This is a genomic window from Streptomyces sp. NBC_01622, from assembly GCF_045209635.1.
Lineage (GTDB): Bacteria > Actinomycetota > Actinomycetes > Streptomycetales > Streptomycetaceae > Streptomyces.
Genome location: NZ_CP109293.1, coordinates 5862158 through 5876857 on the forward strand (window position 1 = coordinate 5862158; position 14700 = coordinate 5876857).

The 14700-nt window shown below is 69.6% G+C and carries 15 protein-coding genes; 6 read left to right on the forward strand and 9 right to left on the reverse strand.

Annotated features, from left to right (window positions below):
• Nucleotides 1-174: 174 nt before the first annotated feature.
• Nucleotides 175-1083, reverse strand: coding sequence for a D-alanyl-D-alanine carboxypeptidase family protein (locus OH768_RS26925; protein ID WP_406457726.1), 909 nt, complete (start codon nucleotides 1081-1083; stop codon nucleotides 175-177).
• A 260-nt stretch (nucleotides 1084-1343) separates the two neighbouring features.
• Between OH768_RS26925 and OH768_RS26930 the strand changes: the two genes are divergently transcribed.
• Together OH768_RS26930 and OH768_RS26935 are read left to right on the forward strand one after the other, a co-directional pair.
• Nucleotides 1344-2027, forward strand: coding sequence for a GntR family transcriptional regulator (locus OH768_RS26930; RefSeq protein ID WP_406457728.1), 684 nt, complete (start codon nucleotides 1344-1346; stop codon nucleotides 2025-2027).
• Nucleotides 2024-3346, forward strand: coding sequence for a nitrate/nitrite transporter (locus OH768_RS26935; RefSeq protein WP_406457730.1), 1323 nt, complete (start codon nucleotides 2024-2026; stop codon nucleotides 3344-3346). Before OH768_RS26930 ends, OH768_RS26935 begins: the two co-directional genes overlap by 4 nt.
• A 65-nt stretch (nucleotides 3347-3411) precedes the next feature.
• On the opposite strand, the gene OH768_RS26940 is transcribed toward OH768_RS26935, so the two are convergent.
• A complete protein-coding gene (locus tag OH768_RS26940) occupies nucleotides 3412-4236 on the reverse strand; it encodes a maleylpyruvate isomerase family mycothiol-dependent enzyme (protein WP_406457732.1) in 825 nt (274 codons plus the stop codon).
• A gap of 218 nt (nucleotides 4237-4454) precedes the next feature.
• Here OH768_RS26940 and OH768_RS26945 point away from each other — a divergent pair, with 218 nt between their 5' ends.
• A complete protein-coding gene (locus tag OH768_RS26945) occupies nucleotides 4455-5279 on the forward strand; it encodes a carbon-nitrogen family hydrolase (protein ID WP_406457734.1) in 825 nt (274 codons plus the stop codon).
• On the forward strand, nucleotides 5276-5818 hold the full coding sequence (locus tag OH768_RS26950; RefSeq protein ID WP_406457736.1) for a hypothetical protein: 543 nt from the start codon (nucleotides 5276-5278) through the stop codon (nucleotides 5816-5818). Before OH768_RS26945 ends, OH768_RS26950 begins: the two co-directional genes overlap by 4 nt.
• On the opposite strand, the gene OH768_RS26955 is transcribed toward OH768_RS26950, so the two are convergent.
• On the reverse strand, nucleotides 5798-6307 hold the full coding sequence (locus OH768_RS26955) for an LURP-one-related/scramblase family protein (protein ID WP_406457738.1): 510 nt from the start codon (nucleotides 6305-6307) through the stop codon (nucleotides 5798-5800). The two genes, OH768_RS26950 and OH768_RS26955, sit on opposite strands and share 21 nt — an antisense overlap.
• Entirely contained in the window at nucleotides 6304-7311 is a 1008-nt protein-coding gene (locus OH768_RS26960) for a helix-turn-helix domain-containing protein (RefSeq protein WP_406457740.1), read from the reverse strand. The genes OH768_RS26955 and OH768_RS26960 overlap by 4 nt, the downstream gene beginning before the upstream one ends.
• 52 nt (nucleotides 7312-7363) lie before the next feature.
• On the opposite strand from OH768_RS26960, the gene OH768_RS26965 reads away from it, so the two are divergent.
• Both OH768_RS26965 and OH768_RS26970 read left to right on the forward strand, forming a co-directional pair.
• The gene (locus tag OH768_RS26965; protein WP_406457742.1) at nucleotides 7364-7750 is read left to right on the forward strand and encodes a cupin domain-containing protein; all 387 of its coding nucleotides are present in this window, start codon (nucleotides 7364-7366) and stop codon (nucleotides 7748-7750) included.
• A gap of 29 nt (nucleotides 7751-7779) precedes the next feature.
• A complete protein-coding gene (locus OH768_RS26970; protein WP_406457744.1) occupies nucleotides 7780-9618 on the forward strand; it encodes a thioredoxin-like domain-containing protein in 1839 nt (612 codons plus the stop codon).
• 33 nt (nucleotides 9619-9651) lie between these two features.
• Here the strand turns inward: OH768_RS26970 and OH768_RS26975 are convergent, their stop codons facing one another.
• The 5 genes from OH768_RS26975 to OH768_RS26995 form a co-directional block, all read right to left on the reverse strand.
• Nucleotides 9652-9816: a hypothetical protein gene (locus OH768_RS26975; RefSeq protein ID WP_200712931.1), complete on the reverse strand. Its 165-nt coding sequence runs from the start codon at nucleotides 9814-9816 to the stop codon at nucleotides 9652-9654.
• A 43-nt stretch (nucleotides 9817-9859) separates the two neighbouring features.
• Entirely contained in the window at nucleotides 9860-10918 is a 1059-nt protein-coding gene (locus tag OH768_RS26980; RefSeq protein WP_406457747.1) for a glycosyltransferase family 2 protein, read from the reverse strand.
• 174 nt (nucleotides 10919-11092) lie between these two features.
• Entirely contained in the window at nucleotides 11093-11323 is a 231-nt protein-coding gene (locus OH768_RS26985) for a DUF6458 family protein (protein ID WP_359612977.1), read from the reverse strand.
• Nucleotides 11324-11411: 88 nt separating this feature from the next.
• The gene (locus OH768_RS26990; protein WP_406457749.1) at nucleotides 11412-12707 is read right to left on the reverse strand and encodes a M18 family aminopeptidase; all 1296 of its coding nucleotides are present in this window, start codon (nucleotides 12705-12707) and stop codon (nucleotides 11412-11414) included.
• 119 nt (nucleotides 12708-12826) lie between these two features.
• A complete protein-coding gene (locus OH768_RS26995) occupies nucleotides 12827-14653 on the reverse strand; it encodes an acyl-CoA dehydrogenase (RefSeq protein WP_406457751.1) in 1827 nt (608 codons plus the stop codon).
• Nucleotides 14654-14700: the final 47 nt, after the last annotated feature.

Consider the following 14700-nt stretch of genomic DNA (forward strand, 5'->3'; position numbering starts at 1 on the left):
TTCGCCCAGCAAGTGAAGCGCCGGAGCCTGGGGCGTGAGGGCGCGCTGTTCGTCCTGTACGGAGCGGCGGGGACCGGCGCGTTCGCCGCGACTCGGAGACGCAGGTCCTAGCTACGACGAAGGGGCCCGCCGCTGGCATGCGGCAGGCCCCCACGAACGTGTCGGCTACGTCGGTCAGATCGTCGCGAAGCCGTAGTTCAGGAGCTTCGTCGCGTCCGTCGCGCGCTGCGTGACCGAGGACGACGCGAGGACCGTGCCGATGACCGTCTTGCCGTTGCGGGTGGCGGCGAAGACGAGGCAGTACTTGGCCTCGGGGCCGGAGCCGGTCTTCACGCCGATGGTGCCGCTGTAGCTGCTGAGCAGGGTGTTCGTGTTGGTCCAGGCAGCCATCGTGCGGATGCTGCCGGTCTTGGTGACCGTCTTGGCGGTGTACGACTTGGTCTTGACGACCGTCTTGAACGTGGCGTTCTTCATCACGTTGCTGGCGAGCTTCGTCAGGTCGCGCGGCGTCGAGTAGTTGTTGCCGTTGCCGATGCCGTCGAACGAGTCGAACTTGGTGTTCGTCAGGCCGAGCGTCTTCGCCGTGGAGTTCATCTTGGCGATGAACGACTTCACGCGCGCGGCCCGGGTGGAGCCGGTACCGAACTTGTCGGCCAGCGCGTAGGCCGCGTCGCAGCCCGACGGCAGCATCAGGCCGTAGAGGAGCTGGCGGACGGTGACCTTGTCGCCGACGATCAGGTGGGCGGAGGAGGCGGTGTTGGCGACGATGTAGTCGCTGTACGCCTTCTGGATGGTGACCTTGGCGTCGAGGTTGAGGTTCGACTGGGAGAGAACGACCTTCGCGGTCATGATCTTCGTCGTGGAGCCCGTCGACCGCTTGGTGTCCGCGGCCTTCGTGTAGAGCGTCTTGCCGGTGGCGTTGTTCATCACATAGCCGCCCGCGGCCACGATCGACGGCTTGGTGACAGCCTGCGCGGGTGCCGCGGTCAGGGCGCCGGTCGCGAGCACGGCGCCTGCGGTCACGGTGACCGCGGCGGCTCTGCGGAAGCGGCTGCCCTTGATGCCGTTAATGGCAGTAATCAACTGAGGTACCCCGAATACGTTGAATGCCCCTGAGGAGCGGCCCAGTTGGAGGGGGGAAAGGAGAAGGGCCGCACGTGTGTGACACGTAAGTAGCACAGAAGGTTGTGCGGTTGCTGGGGCGGGTTCCTCGAATGCGTGAAACGCCCCCGAGAACCGGCCGCGGAAATGCACACCCGTAGACGCACCCCGGGCCCCCGCTGGTTCCGTCCGGATCCTGGACGCCCATCCTCATGCGTACGTGTTGTATCTATGCTGTCCTCATGCCGTACCCGTCCCCCTCTCCGTCCCTCGCCGCACCACCCGCCGTCAAGCAACCCCCCGCCGCCGACCGCGTCTACACCCACGTCAAACAGGGTGTCCTGGACCGGCGTTACGAGGGCGGCACCCTCCTCACCGAGGGCGAGCTCGCCGAGGCCGTCGGGGTGTCACGGACTCCCGTGCGCGAGGCGCTGCTGCGGCTTGAGGTCGAGGGGCTGATCAGGCTCTACCCCAAGAAGGGCGCCCTCGTCCTGCCCGTCTCCTCGCAGGAGATCGCGGACGTGGTGGAGACCCGGATGCTGGTCGAGCAGCACGCGGTCCGCAAGGTCGTACCGGCGTCACCGACCCTCATCGCCCGGCTCGAAGAACTCCTCGCGCGGCAGAAGGAACAGGCCGCCGCCGGGGACCTGGCCGGCGCCGCCGTCACCGACCGCTGCTTCCACGCCGAGATCGTCCGCAGCGGCGGCAACGAGATCCTCTCCCGCCTCTACGACCAACTCCGCGACCGGCAGCTGCGGATGGGCGTCGCCATCATGCACTCGCACCCCGACCGCATCGCCAAGACGCTCACCGAGCACGAGGCGATCCTCGACGCGCTGCGCACCGGCGACGCGGAGGCGGCGGCCGGGATCGTGCACCAGCACGTCGACTGGTTCTCCCACCTGGCCCGGGGCGAGGTCCGATGAGCAGCAGTGGTAGCAGCAGTTCCAGTGCCGCGCTCTCCCTGCCCGGTGATCCGCCCGGCGGCCGCCGCGCCCTCGCCGTGTGGGGCATCGGCGTCTCCGTCTACTTCGTCGCCGTCATCTTCCGTACGTCCCTGGGCGTCGCCGGCCTCGACGCGGCCGAGCGCTTCCACGTCAACGCCTCGGCGCTGTCGACGTTCTCGATCCTCCAACTGCTGGTCTACGCGGGTATGCAGATACCCGTCGGGCTGCTCGTCGACAGCCTCGGCACCAAGAAGGTGCTGACCATCGGGGTGGTGCTCTTCACCGCCGGCCAGCTCGGCTTCGCCTTCTCCCCCTCCTACGGCACCGCCCTCGCGTCCCGCGCGCTGCTCGGCTGCGGCGACGCGATGACGTTCATCAGCGTGCTGCGGCTCGGCACCCGCTGGTTCCCGGCGCGGCGCGGGCCGATGGTCGCGCAGCTCGCCGGCCTCGCGGGAATGGCCGGGAACCTCGTCTCCACCCTGGTGATCGCCCGGCTGCTGCACGGCATCGGCTGGACGGCCGCCTTCGCGGGCAGCGCGCTCGCCGGGGTCGTAGTCCTCGTTCTGCTGCTGCTGTTCCTGAAGGACCACCCGGAGGGGCACGAGCCGGAGCCCTTCCCGCACCGGGGCGCGGCCTACGTCCGTCGGCAGATCGCCGCCTCCTGGCGCGAACCCGGCACCCGCCTCGGCCTGTGGGTGCACTTCACCACCCAGTTCCCGGCGATGGTGTTCCTGCTCCTGTGGGGCCTGCCGTTCCTGGTCCAGGCCCAGGGCCTGTCCCGTGCCACCGCCGGCGAACTCCTCACCCTCGTCGTGCTGTCCAACATGGTGGTGGGGCTGGTCTACGGCCAGATCGTCGCCCGGCACCACGCGGCGCGGCTGCCGCTGGCGCTGGGCACGGTGGGAGCGACGGCCCTCGTGTGGGCGGTCACGCTCCTCTACCCCGGTGAGCACGCGCCGATGTGGCTGCTGATCGTGCTGTGCGTCGTGCTCGGTTCCTGCGGGCCCGCCTCGATGCTCGGCTTCGACTTCGCCCGCCCGGCCAACCCGCCGGAGCGTCAGGGCACCGCCTCCGGAATCACCAACATGGGTGGTTTCACGGCTTCGATGACGACCTTGTTCGCGATCGGTGTGCTGCTTGACGCGACCGGCGACAACTACTCGATCGCGTTCTCGGTGGTCTTCGTGCTCCAGGCGCTCGGTGTCAGCCAGATCCTGCGGCTACGGCGCAGGGCGGCCCGCCGCGAACGCGAGCGGCTGGTGGCGAGCCGGGTGGAGACGGTGCACGTGCCCGCGTGACGGCGGCCCGCTCACGTATCCACCAACTCGGCTGCAATTACCACCCATTTCTTACTTCTCGCTGCCTACTTCGTGACCGTGAAGTTCCGCAGGATCGACGCCGCGAGCTCCGGATCGCCGTCCGCCTTGACGCGGTCCGTCACCGATTCGAGGGTGACCCGCCCGCAGGCCAGCCGGACGTACGTCTCCCAGTCGAGGATCAGGGTGGCGGCGGGGCCGAGCGCGGGGGCCGTCTCCAGGCTGCCGCGGCCCTGGATGTCGACGCGGATCGTACGGAGGAACTCGATCGGACCGTGCACGTCGAAGACGACCGCCGAACTGCGCGGTGCGCCCGAGTCGTCGGCGACGACGTGGGGGAGCTCGGCGAGCAGCACGTCACGGGCGATGTGCGCGCCCGGCGAGTCGAGGTTCCCGGGGCGGCCGAGGGCGGCGCGCAGATCCTGCTCGTGCACCCACACGTTGAACGCGTGGTTGCGCATGGACTGTTCGAGGGTGACCTCGGTGCTGACATGGCCGCGCACCTTGGTGCCGGGGTCCCGGGACTCGTTCCGCAGCTGCCGGTTGCGCCGGATGATCGTGTACTCCAGCTCCGACGTCATCTCCGGCGCCGTGTGGTGGCGGCGCACGTCGACCTGCATCTCCATGTACCGCTGGTGCTCGTTGGTGACGTGGTAGAGGTCGCGCGGGAGGGTGTGGATGGGCCGCGGGTCGCCGAGCATCTCGTTGTCCAGCCCGATGACGTGCGAGACCACGTCACGCACCGACCAGCCGGGGCACGGCGTTCGCCGGTTCCACTCTCCCTCCACGAGGGGGTTCACCAGCTCGGATATCGCTTCGATGGAGTGGGTCCAGGCGTCGGCGTAGGGCTGGAGAGTGGGATGCAGACTCACGGAACGGGACCCCTCGGCGGTCGGTACAGGTCGGGTGGCGGGCGGCGTTGCCAGCGGGAGGTGGCTGTCGGCGGGTGTCTTGGAACTCCCCCAGTTCTCGACTGCGCTCGAGCCTGGGGGGGACCCCCAAGTTACGCTGCTGTGAGGCACCCCGGCAGTGCTTTCGTGTGACGATCGTAGGCCCGTGTGAACGGTTCGAATGCCAGGACGGTGGTAGTGTGCGCGCCTCTCTCATCCAGATCGCCGTAGAAGAGGGCGAATCAGTCGAAAATCGTCGGGTTCGGGTGGGTGCTCTCGTCCGCGAACAGGCGGGTGCCGATCTGGTCGTCCTGCCGGAGCTGTGGACCACGGGCGCGTTCGCCTACGAGCTGTTCGGCACCGAGGCCGAGCCGCTGGAGGGGCCGACCTACGAGGCGATGGCCAAGGCGGCGAGCGACGCGGGCGTCTGGCTGCACGCGGGCTCGATCCCCGAACGCACAGCATCCGACAGCGGCTCCGCCGCGGGTGACGGCCCCCTCTACAACACGTCCCTCGTCTTCTCCCCCTCCGGCGAACTGGCCGCCGCCTACCGCAAGATCCACCGCTTCGGCTTCGACAAGGGCGAGGCCGTGCTGATGGGCGCGGGCAGCGAACTGGTGACGGTCCGTCTGCCCGAGACGGTCATCGGTCTTGCCACCTGCTACGACCTCCGTTTCCCCGAACTCTTCCGCGGCCTCGTCGACGCCGGCGCCGAGACCCTCGTCCTCCCCGCGGGCTGGCCCGAACGCCGCCGCTCCCACTGGACGCTCCTGGCGCAGGCCCGCGCCGTGGAGAACCAGTCGTTCGTCCTCGCATGCGGAACGGCCGGTACGCACGCCGGAGTTCCCCAGGCCGGTCACTCGATCGTGGTGGATCCCTGGGGCGAGGTCCTCGCGGAGGCGGGCGCCGGCGAGGAGGTCCTCACGGTGGACTTCGACCCGGCGCGGGTGTCCGTGACGCGGGAACAGTTCCCGGCGCTGAAGGACCGGGTGCTGGGGCTGGAGCGTCCGCGGCGCGCGCGGTGACCGGCAGAACCAGGCGGCCCCTGGCCGCACTCGAACGTGCCTTCCTGGCCCTGGACCGCGGTATGGGCGGAGCGAACCCCCCGCCCGCACTCCTGGCGTTCGCCGCCCGGCACCCGGCGGGCTGCGCCACGGCCGCCGCGCCGCTCGTCGCGATACTCGCCGGGAACTTCTCGGTGTTCCGGACGGTCCTCGTCGGCACGTGCGCGTGGCTGCTGTTCTGGTCGATCCTGCGCCTCGAACGCCGCCGCCAGGCCCACTACGCCCGCATCGGCTACGACACCGGGCCACGCGGCTCCTGGTCGACTGCCCGTCCCCGGGCCGTACTCACCACCATGCTCGTCGCGTGGGGCCCGGTGACGGTGTTCATCTGGCTCGTGGCCAGGCCGGACGACGACCCCTACGGCTGGCGGGCCAGCGCGGTGTTCGGCGCGCTGGCCGTCGTGGGCGGCTACATAGGGGGCCGTCTGAAGGAACGCCGCCGGACCCGCGCCCGCGCGGCAGCCGACGAGGAAGCGGGGTTAGTCCTCCCGGCGGGCTAGTCCTCCCCGCTCCTTCTCCGCCAGATGGATCACGCACACCGCCACCGCGATCAGCAGCGCCGCGTCCGCGTCCTCCCGGACGATGTCGACGCCGTACGTCTCCCGGATGTGCAGCCAGCGCCGGGAGATCTGCGCGAGCAGCTCACCGTCGTAGTCCACGCCGAACTCGCGGTCCAGGATCTTGCCGCTGACGTCGAGTTCGGTGCCGTCCACCAGGGACACCCGGTAGTGGTTGCGCAGCAGCGAGAACCGCTTGCGTCTGATGGTCGCGAGGGGCTCGCCGTCCCGTCCGATGACCATCGTGTCGCGCAGGGCGAGCATCTTCTTGTGGATGTCGATGAGCACGCGCCCGTGCGTGTCCTTCAACTCGAAGGTGTCCCTGAGGCGCATGGCCTTGCCGTCGACCAGGAACACCTTGTTGCCGTGCTGGTCCTCGATCCAGTAATCCTCACCGAAGCCGAGGATCCGATCGCGTACGAGGAATCTCATGCCTCTACGGCTTCCCCGGCAGCCGGTCCGAAACGCCGCCGGTAGGCCGACGGGCTCAATCCGGTCTCCCGCCGCAGCCGCACCCGCAGGTTCGCCCCGGTCCCGAGACCACACCTCGCGGCCACCACGTCGAGCCGCTCCTCCCCGCGCTCGATCAGCCGGCACGCCAGCGCCACTCGCTCCCCGGTCAGCCACGCCAGCGGAGTCGTCCCCAGCTGCGCCCTGAACCGCCGGTGCAGGGTCGCGGGGGAGACGGCCGCGCGGACGGCCAACTCGGTCACCGTCAACGGCTCCCCCAGCCGCTCCCGCGCCCACGCGAGCAGCGGCCCCAGTGACTCGTCCGGCACCTCCGGCAACGGCCGCTCCACGAACTGCCGCTGCCCGCCGTCCCGATGGGCCGCGAAGACGAGCCTCCTGGACACCGCGTTGGCGATCTCGGCGCCGTGGTCGCGCCGTATGACATGCAGCCCCAGGTCGAGCGCGGCGGCGCTGCCCGCGGCGGTGAGGATGTCGCCGTCGTCGACGAAGAGGACGTCCGGTTCGAGCCGTACGCGCGGGTGCAGGGCGCGGAAGGCATCCGTCCACATCCAGTGTGTGGTGGCCCGGCGCCCGTCCAGCAGCCCCGCCTCGGCGAGCGCGAAACTGCCGGTGCACAGGCTCATGACACGGGCCCCGCGCGCGTGGGTGCGCCGGATCGCGTCGAGGACGTCACCACCGCGCGGTACGACGTTGTCGGGCCGCCCCGGCACGACGAGGGTGTCCGCCGAGTCCACCGCGTCCAGCCCGTACGCACCGGTCACGGTGAAGAACCCGTGGTTCATCCGCACCTCACGCGCGGGCGTGCACACCAGCACCTCGTACAGCGGCCCGGGGAGCCCCAGTTCGGGCCGGGGCAGCCCGAAAAGCTCGGTGGCGACCCCCACTTCGAAGGGATTGGTGCCCTCGTCGACGATGACGGCGACGCGATGGGGCCTCTTCCGGTGTTGAGAGGATCCTTTCGGCATGTGCGATTCCTAGCACTCGCAGGGCAGGCGCGACACCCCGCAGGCTGACCCCATGGAACCCATCGCGCTCTCCGCCGCCCTCGCCTCCTTCACCGACCAGTGGAGCCCCCGCATCGTCACCACCGTCAACGACTACGACGTACGCGTCGCCAAGGTCGAGGGCGAACACCTCTGGCACACCCACGACCACACCGACGAGTTCTTCCTGGTCCTGTCCGGCGAACTGCACATCGCGCTCCGCGAGTTGGCGGGGGAGCACACGGTCGTCCTCCCCAAGGGCTCCGTCTTCACGGTCCCGCACGGCACGGAACACAAGCCGTACGCCCCGGTCCCCACCGAGATCCTGCTTCTCGAACCGACGGGCACCCTCACGGTCGGCGACCACCACGAGGCCGTACCGGACCATGTGGACGCGACGACGGGGCATGCGCTGGCGTGACTGTCAGTGGCCGGTGGCACTCTTGATTCATGACCGACGCATCCCCGTCCCGGACCTCCCGCCGCGCCCGTGTCCGCGCCCCCCAGCTCACCGGCAAGGGCGGCTGGCTGAACACGGGTGGCAAGCAGTACACCCTCGCCGACCTGCGCGGACGCATCGTCATCCTGGACTTCTGGACCTTCTGTTGCATCAACTGCCTGCATGTCCTGGACGAGTTGCGGGAGCTTGAGGAGAAGCACCGGGACACGGTCGTGATCATCGGGGTGCACTCGCCGAAGTTCGTGCACGAGGCCGAGCATCAGGCGGTCGTGGACGCGGTCGAGCGGTACGGCGTCGAGCATCCGGTGCTGGACGACCCGGAGTTGGCCACCTGGAAGCAGTACGCGGTCCGCGCGTGGCCGACGCTCGTCGTGATCGACCCGGAGGGGTACGTCGTCGCGCAGCACGCGGGCGAGGGCCACGCGCACGCCATCGAGCGGCTGGTGGCGGAGCTGGAGACCGAGCACGCGGCGAAGGGGACGCTCCGGCGGGGGGACGGGCCGTATGTGGCGCCGGAGCCCGAGCCCACCGTGCTGCGCTTCCCCGGCAAGGCGATCGCCCTCCCCGGCGGCACCTTCCTGGTCAGCGACACCACCCGGCATCAACTCGTCGAGCTGGCGGCGGACGGGGAGAGCGTCGTACGGCGGATCGGTTCCGGTGCGCGCGGGTTCGGTGACGGTACGGCCGACTCCGCCGCCTTCAACGAACCGCAGGGGCTCGCCCTCCTCGACGACGGCTCGGTCGTCGTCGCCGACACCGTGAACCACGCGCTGCGCCGCCTCGACCTCACCACCGGCGCCGTCACGACCGTTGCCGGCACGGGCCGTCAGTGGATGCAGGGCGAGCCCACCTCGGGCCCCGCCCGCGAGGTCAGCCTCTCGTCCCCGTGGGACGTGGCCCGGTGGCAGGGCAAGCTGTGGATCGCCATGGCCGGTGTGCATCAACTCTGGGCCTACGACCCGGCCGAGGACACCGTCGCCGTCACCGCCGGCACCACCAACGAAGGGCTCGTCGACGGCCCCGGCCCCGAGGCCTGGTTCGCGCAGCCCTCCGGACTCGCCGCGACCGCCGACCGGCTCTGGCTGGCCGACTCCGAGACGTCCGCCCTGCGCTGGGTGGACCTCGACGGCGCCGTCCACACCGCCGTCGGCAGCGGACTCTTCGACTTCGGCCACCGTGACGGAGCGGCCGAACAGGCCCTGCTCCAGCACCCGTTGGGCGTCACCGCGCTCCCGGACGGCTCGGTCGCGATCAGCGACACGTACAACCACGCGCTGCGCCGCTACGACCCCGTGACCGGCGAAGTCACCACGCTGGCCACGGACTTGAGAGAGCCGAGCGACGCCGTCCTGGACGGTGACGAGATCCTGGTCGTCGAGTCGGCCCGGCACCGGCTGACCCGCCTGCGCCTCCCGGAGGAGGCGGTGCGGGTCGAGTCCGTCGCCCATCGCACACAGCGCGCGGCCACCGAAGTCGCCCCGGGCGAGCTGCAGTTGGACGTCATCTTCCAGGCGCCGACCGGGCAGAAGCTCGACACCCGGTACGGCCCCTCGACCCGCCTGCTCGTCTCCGCCACCCCGCCCGAACTGCTCGTCGGCGGCGAGGGAGCGGGCACGGACCTGAACCGCACCCTGACCCTCAACGAGGCTGTCGCGGAAGGCGTGTTGCACGTCTCCGCGATGGCCGCATCCTGCGACGACGATCCGTCCAACGAATACCCCGCCTGCCATGTCCACCAACAGGACTGGGGCGTCCCTGTCCGCCTCACCGAAGGTGGGACGGACCGTCTCCCCCTCGTCCTGGCCGGCATGGACGACCAGGACGCCTGAAACGGGGGATGACTGGACCGGTGCCAGGGGACGTCAGCGCCGCCGCGCCCGCGGCGCCAGCTTGTAGACCGCCATCCCCGCCGCCACCAGCGTGGTCGCCGCCACCATCATCGCCATGCTGTTCAGCCACAGGCCCGTCGCGGCCAGCGTGGCCCCACCGGCGCCGGTCGTCCCGGCGCCGACAACTCTTCCGTACATAAACGTTTCTCCTTGAGTGACGTGAAGTGGTGTGAGGGGTGGGCTAGGTGGCCACCCACTTCTCCTCGCTGCGGCGGACCAGCCCCCACAGCGAGGAGAAGTAGACGGCGTGCTGGAAGAGGTCGTAGAGCATCTCCGGGATCATCAGCGCCGCGACCAGGACCGCGAGCGGCCCGGCGCGGCGGACGGAGACGGTCTTCTCGACCACGAAGATCAGGCCGATCACGGTCCAGAACGGGGAGACGCCGGGGAAGCCGTACATCGTCGTGTACGTCGCCATGAAGGTCAGGTAGACCAGGAACGACAGCGCGCCGAAGCCCATCAGGAACTGCTGGAGGAAGTAGCGGGCGGTGACCTTGGTCCAGCCGTAGTCGCGGAGGTTCTCCAGGGCGCCGCGCTGCCAGCGCAGGCGCTGGTGCCAGAGTTTGGGGAGGCTGGTCATGACCTCGGTGGTGACCGCGCAGCCCGCCGGGGACATGGCGCGGTAGCCGAGGGTCTTGACCGCCTTGGTCATCTCGTCGTCCTCGGTGAGCGAGGCGAGGCTGTAGTAGCCGTCGCCGCCGCCGATCCGCCCCGAGTGGCGGGCTTCGCGGACCTCGCGCAGGACGCGGGCGCGGAACATGGTGCCGGTGCCGGTGAGGACCTGGGCCTTGCCGCCGGTGCGGTCCAGCTCCCAGGCGTAGCGCTGGAACTCCATGCGCTGGAGCAGTCCGAGGAGTCCGCCGCCCCGCTCGCCGTAGAAGACTCCGCCGACGGCGCCGACCTTGCGGTTGAAGGTGGCCATCGCGGTCTCGCTGAACCAGGGGTTGAGGACGGTGTCGGCGTCCTGGACGAGGAGGAGGTCGCGCTCGTCGAGGTGGGGCAGCACCCAGTCGATGGCCTGGTTGAGTGCGCCGGCCTTCTTGTGGGTGTTGCCGTGCGTGGCGAAGATGTCCGCGCCGTGCGAGGCGGCGACTTCGGCGGTGTCGTCGGTGCAGTTGTCGGTGACGACGACGATCAGGTCGGGTTTACGGGTTTGCCGCCACAGGCCCTCGATCGCGGCGCCGATGCGGTCCGCCTCGTTGTGGGCCGGTATGAGGACCACCAGCCGTGGTTCGGGCACGGCAGCAGCCTCCCCCGTGATGAATCGCGCGACGAGCCCGGGCTGCCTTTTCCCGGACTCTCAACTGCACAGAGTCTTCACGAGGCTCACACAACCGCACAATACGACTGGCGTCACGAATTGCTCACGGTTGTCTTTGGATGTCCTGTGCGGGCGATTCGGTCCGTGTGCGGGTTACGCCCGGTATCCGTCGCGGTTCCGGTCCTCTTCCACCACGGTCGTCGAGCCCGGCAGCAGCACCCGCCGACGCCGCGCGATGCTGCTGAACGTCACGACGCCGATCAGTCCGACGGCCATGAGGATTACGCCGACCAGCGTGAGATTGACCCCTTGCATGTGCCAGTCGGTCGCGAACGCGAGGATCGCGCCGACGGCGATCAGGATGATGCAGCCGCCCAGGCCCATGAGTGTCGCCTCCCTGTCCGGTCCGGTCGTCCCGGTCCGCACACCGGGTACCCGGCCCGACAACACCCATGCGCCGCAAGGGACTTGACTAGCCTTCCAGGAACGTCACCAGCGCGTTGGCCAGCAGGAACGGGTCGCGGTCGCCGCAGAGTTCGCGGGCGCTGTGCATGGAGAGGATCGCCACGCCGATGTCGACGGTCTTGATGCCGTGCCGGGCCGCGGTGATCGGGCCGATCGTCGTGCCGCAGGGCATGGAGTTGTTGGAGACGAAGGTCTGGAACGGCACACCGGCCTTCTCGCAGGCGGCGGCGAACACCGCGCGGCCCGAACCGTCCGTGGCGTAGCGGTTGTTGACGTTGACCTTGAGGATCGGCCCGCCGTTGACCCGCGGGTGGTGCGTCGGGTCGTGCCGCTCCGCGTAGTTGGGGTGCACGGCGTGCCCGGTGTCGGAGGAGAGACAGACGGTGCCCGCGAAGGCGCGTGCCCGGTCCTCGTACGATCCGCCGCGCGTGAACACCGAACGCTCCAGCACCCCGCCGAGCAGCGGTCCGTCCGCGCCCGTGTCGGACTGCGAGCCGTTCTCCTCGTGGTCGAAGCCGGCGAGCACGGGGATGTACGGCAGGTTCTCGCGGGCGGCGGCGGAGGCGAGCGCGGCGGCGCCGGCGTGCAGGGACAGCAGGTTGTCCATGCGCGGGCCGACGACGAACTCCTGGTCGCGGCCCAGATAGGAGGGCGCCTCGACGGAGTGCGTCATCAGGTCCCAGCCGGTGACCTCGCCCGGCGCGAGCCCCGACTCCTCCTCCAGGAAGGCGATCAGGTCTCCGTCGCGGACGTCGTCGCCCAGGCCCCAGATCGGCTGGAGGTGGCGCTGCTTGTCCAGCTTGAGCCCCTCCGCCGACACGGACCGGTCCAGGTGGATGGCGAGTTGGGGCACCCTGAGCAGCGGCCGGTCCACGTTCACCAGGCGGGTCGAGCCGTCCCGCAGGCTCAGCCGGCCGGCGAGGCCGAGGTCGCGGTCGAGCCAGGAGTTGAGCAGCGGTCCGCCGTAGATCTCGACGGCGACCTGGCGGAAGCCGTGCGCACCGGTGTCGGGGCGCGGCTTGACCCGCAGGTTCGGGGAGTCGGTGTGCGCGCCGATGATGCGGAAGGGGGTGTGGGGTGCCGCACCTTCGGGGACGAACCAGGCCACGATCGCGCCACCACGCAGCACGTACTTGCCGCCGGTCGTCCCCTCCCAGGCGTCCGTCTCGGCGACCTGCTTGAATCCGGCCTTCTCCAGTCGCTCGGCGGTGTTCGCCACGGCGTGGTACGGCGTGGGGGACGCCGCGAGGAAGGACATGAGGTCGTCGGTGTGGCCGCGATCGAAGCGGGGGGGTTCGCTCATGGGGTTCACCTTAACGACGTACGAGGGCCCACTCCGGGTGATGGGAGCGGGCCCTCGCAAGGGCGATGTGGGGTTTCGCGAAGCTGTTCCGGTCTGTCCCGGAACGGGTTTCCCGCTGGCTAGAAGGCGGCTTCGTCCAGTTCCATCAGGTCCAGCTCGACACCCTCGGCGACCTTGCGGGCCAGGGTGAGACCGGGCAGCACATTGGCCGCGAAGAACTTCGCAGCCGCGATCTTGCCGGTGTAGAAGGCGCGGTCCTTGGCGGAGGCCGTCTCCAGTTTCTCTACGGCGACGGCGGCACCCTTGAGGAGCAGGTAGCCGACGACGACGTCACCGGAGGCGAGCAGCAGGCGGGTGGTGTTGAGGCCCACCTTGTAGATGTTCTTGACGTCCTGCTCGGTGGCCGCGAGGTCGGTGAGCATCAGGCCGACGATGGCCTCCAGCTCGACGGCCGCCTTGGCGAGGTGCTCGCGGGCACCGGCCAGTTCCTCGCCGCCCGTGCCCAGCGCGAGGAACTTCTTGATGTCCTCGGCGAGGGAGTTGAGGGCCGCGCCCTGGTTGCGGACGATCTTCCGGAAGAAGAAGTCCTGGCCCTGGATCGCGGTGGTGCCCTCGTACAGGGTGTCGATCTTGGCGTCCCGGATGTACTGCTCGATCGGGTACTCCTGGAGGAACCCGGAGCCGCCGAAGGTCTGCAGCGACTGGGCGAGCTGCTCGTAGCCCTTCTCGGAGCCGTAGCCCTTGACGATCGGCAGGAGCAGGTCGTTGAGCGCGTGCTCGGTGGAGGCGTCGGAGCCCTCGGCCTCCTTGACGGCGATCGCGTCCTGGATCGACGCGGTGTACAGCACCAGGGCGCGCATGCCCTCGGCGTACGCCTTCTGCGTGATCAGCGAGCGGCGCACGTCCGGGTGGTGCGTGATGGTGACCTTGGGCGCGGTCTTGTCGCCGAAGGCCGCGAGGTCGGAGCCCTGGACGCGCTCCTTGGCGTACTCAAGGGCGTTGAGGTAGCCGGTCGACAGCGTCGAGATGGCCTTCGTGCCGACCATCATGCGGGCGAACTCGATGATCCGGAACATCTGGCGGATGCCGTCGTGCTTGTCGCCGATCAGCCAGCCCTTGGCGGGGTGGCGGTCGCCGAAGGTCATCTCGCAGGTGTTGGAGGCCTTGAGGCCCATCTTGTGCTCGACGTTGGTGGCGTAGACGCCGTTGCGCTCGCCCAGCTCGCCGGTCTCGACGTCGAAGAGGAACTTCGGGACGAGGAAGAGGGACAGCCCCTTGGTGCCCGGGCCGTGGCCCTCGGGACGGGCCAGCACGTAGTGGAGGATGTTCTCCTCCATGTCGTGCTCACCGGACGTGATGAAGCGCTTGACGCCCTCGATGTGCCAGGAGCCGTCCTCCTGCTGGATCGCCTTGGTGCGCCCGGCACCCACGTCCGAACCCGCGTCGGGCTCGGTCAGCACCATGGTCGAACCCCAGGTCCGCTCCACCGCGAGCTGCGCGATCTTCTTCTGTACGTCGTTGCCCTCGTCGTAGAGGATTCCGGCGAACGCCGGGCCGGAGCAGTACATCCACACGGCCGGGTTGGCGCCGAGGATCAGCTCCGCGTACGACCAGATCAGGGACGGGGGAGCCGTCGTACCGCCGATGGCCTCGGGCAGGCCCAGCCGCCAGTACTCGGACTCCATGAAGGCCTTGTAGCTCTTCTTGAAGGAGGCCGGGACGGGCGCGGTGTTCGTCTCGGGGTCGAAGACCGGCGGGTTGCGGTCGGCGTCGGCGAAGGACTCCGCGAGCTCGTTCTCCGCGAGCCGGGTCAGCTCCGCAAGGACGCTCTTCGCGGTGTCCGTGTCCATCTCCGCGAACGGACCGGTGCCGTACAGCTTGTCGCGCCCGAGGACCTCGAAGAGGTTGAACTCGATGTCGCGGAGATTCGACTTGTAGTGCCCCATGGCGACGACTCCGTAGAAAGATATGTACAACGAGACCTGTACTAAGC

Bases quoted from the DNA above. Each gene is read 5' to 3' on its own strand.
- OH768_RS26930 (WP_406457728.1), top strand. From the start codon at position 1,344: ATGCCGTACCCGTCCCCCTCTCCGTCCCTCGCCGCACCACCCGCCGTC.
- OH768_RS26935 (WP_406457730.1), top strand. From the start codon at position 2,024: ATGAGCAGCAGTGGTAGCAGCAGTTCCAGTGCCGCGCTCTCCCTGCCC.
- OH768_RS26955 (WP_406457738.1), bottom strand. From the start codon at position 6,307: ATGAGATTCCTCGTACGCGATCGGATCCTCGGCTTCGGTGAGGATTAC.
- OH768_RS26960 (WP_406457740.1), bottom strand. From the start codon at position 7,311: ATGCCGAAAGGATCCTCTCAACACCGGAAGAGGCCCCATCGCGTCGCC.
- OH768_RS26965 (WP_406457742.1), top strand. From the start codon at position 7,364: ATGGAACCCATCGCGCTCTCCGCCGCCCTCGCCTCCTTCACCGACCAG.
- OH768_RS26970 (WP_406457744.1), top strand. From the start codon at position 7,780: ATGACCGACGCATCCCCGTCCCGGACCTCCCGCCGCGCCCGTGTCCGC.
- OH768_RS26975 (WP_200712931.1), bottom strand. From the start codon at position 9,816: ATGTACGGAAGAGTTGTCGGCGCCGGGACGACCGGCGCCGGTGGGGCC.
- OH768_RS26985 (WP_359612977.1), bottom strand. From the start codon at position 11,323: ATGGGCCTGGGCGGCTGCATCATCCTGATCGCCGTCGGCGCGATCCTC.
- OH768_RS26990 (WP_406457749.1), bottom strand. From the start codon at position 12,707: ATGAGCGAACCCCCCCGCTTCGATCGCGGCCACACCGACGACCTCATG.
- OH768_RS26995 (WP_406457751.1), bottom strand. From the start codon at position 14,653: ATGGGGCACTACAAGTCGAATCTCCGCGACATCGAGTTCAACCTCTTC.